Genomic DNA, 2016 nt, shown 5'->3' on the forward strand with positions numbered 1-2016 from the left:
GCGAGTCCCGGCACCAGGTCGAGGTCTTCGCCGAGGACGGCGGCATCACCCGCGCCCAGGCCTCCGCCGCCTCCCCCTACCTCGCCGCCCCCACGGCGGGCCTGGCGGCACCGGCGGCCGACGGCGAGGTCACCGCACTGGTCCGCAACGGCGATCCGGCCACCAAGCTGGACGTGGTGGTGATCGGCGACGGCTACACCGCCCAGGAGCAGGACAGGTTCCGCGCCGACGCCACCGAGAAGTGGCGCGAGCTCACCTCCGTGGAGCCGTACGCCACCTACCGCGGACTGTTCAACGTCTGGGCGGTGTCCGCCGTCTCCCCCGAGTCCGGCGTCACCGGCGACCCCGACAAGGCGACCGTACGGCACACCGCGCTCGGCTCCTACTTCTGGTGCGACGACGTGGAGCGGCTGCTCTGCGTGGACGAGAAGGCGGTCGAGCGCTACGCCGCGAAGGCCCCGCAGGCGGACCTGGTGATCGTGGTGGCCAACAGCACCAAGTACGGCGGCGCGGGCTACAACGACATCAAGTCCCCGCTCGGCTACGAGGGCATCGCCACGGTGGCGGGCGGCAACGCGAAGTCCGGCCAGATCGCGGTGCACGAGACCGGGCACTCGCTGGGCAAGCTCGCCGACGAGTACGCCTACGACGGCCAGGGCGCGTACCAGGGCGAGGAGCCGCCCGAGGCCAACCTCAGCACGCTGACCGCCGACCGGATGCGCGCGCGGGGCGCCAAGTGGTCCCGCTGGCTCGGCCAGTCCTCGCCCGACGGCGGGACGGTCGGCGCCTACGAGGGCGGCGGCTACTATCCGAAGGGTCTGTACCGGCCGACCGAGAACTCGATCATGCGCTCGCTCGGGCGCGAGTTCAACCTGCCCGGGCGCGAGGCGATGATCGCCGGCTTCTACCGGCACGCCAAGCCGCTCACCAGCCCCACCTCGAGCGGCAGTTGGCTCACGACCACGGACCGGCTGACCGTCGACCTGCCGGTGCCGGGCACCCTGCTGCACTGGTACCTGGACGGGCGCGAGCTGCCGCAGCTGCGCGGCCGCACCGCGCCCGACCTCGGCGCGCTGCACCTGACCGGCCCCCGCTCGCGGCCGCACCTGCTGACGGCCGTCGCGACCGACCCCACCCCGGCGGTGGCGGACCCCGCGCTGCGCAAGGAGCTGACCGGGAGCCTGTCCTGGCTGGTGACGCGGTAGGTCCCGGGGCACCACACAGGCACAACCCCCGGATGATCCCTACCCATTGACGCCAGCTCAGCGCCAGAACCTACTGACGCGGCGAAGGCACGACCAGGCCCGGCGGCCGAAGCGCCGCCGGGCCTGGGCCGCCGACCGCAGCCGCCGGGGAGGTTCCGGGTGCCGCCACCCTACGGACGCGGGCTATTCCATGCCCGGCCGGCACCGCTGCTGCGCGCGCGGGGGCCGGCGGCGCAGCGGTGTGAGTTCGCGCTCCAGTGTCCGGACGTCCCGGGCGATGCACGCCGCGAGTTCCTTCGGTTCGCTCTCGCTCGGCAGCCGGCGCGTCCAGGTACGGGCCTTGGCCGGGCCGTCCTGGACCATGTGGAAGTTGAGCCCCACCACCCCGCCGACGTCCACCAGGTTCACCAGGATCCGCGTGTCGGGGAGGTCGATGGTGACCTCGTTCCCGATGCACGAGCATGCCACCAGACCGTCGATGTCCTCCTCCGCCAGGTATCTCGCCAGCGGAACCGCCCTCCCCCGGACCAGAAACGGACGTGCCACGGGACTCACCGCACCCGCCTCCTCTCGCCGCACGCGCACGGCCCCGGCCGCGGCGCGAGCGCGCCGCGAAAGACCGGTACGCGCCCATGCTCCACCACCTCACGGTCGGGCGCCAAGTCCGGGTCTCACCAAGTGAATTGAGCGTATGCACCCGGTCAGCGCAGCGGCGCACGGCCGGGCGCACCGGGCGGTACGTCAGGGGCGCACGGCCGGGCGCACCGGGCGGTACGTCAGGGGCGCACGGCCGGACGCACGGCCGGGCCGA

2 protein-coding genes are annotated in these 2016 nt (G+C 73.5%); one reads left to right on the top strand and one right to left on the bottom strand.

Going from position 1 to position 2016, the window contains the following annotated elements; all coding sequences use genetic code 11:
• Window positions 1-1205 (top strand): M64 family metallopeptidase (locus J0670_RS36715; RefSeq protein ID WP_207817113.1); only part of this gene is annotated, 1205 nt, incomplete at its 5' end.
• 183 nt (window positions 1206-1388) lie between these two features.
• Here J0670_RS36715 and J0670_RS36720 read toward each other — a convergent pair.
• The gene (locus J0670_RS36720; protein ID WP_207817114.1) at window positions 1389-1751 is read right to left on the bottom strand and encodes a hypothetical protein; all 363 of its coding nucleotides are present in this window, start codon (window positions 1749-1751) and stop codon (window positions 1389-1391) included.
• Window positions 1752-2016: the final 265 nt, after the last annotated feature.

This window comes from Streptomyces sp. FH025 (genome assembly GCF_017427025.1).
Lineage (GTDB): Bacteria > Actinomycetota > Actinomycetes > Streptomycetales > Streptomycetaceae > Kitasatospora.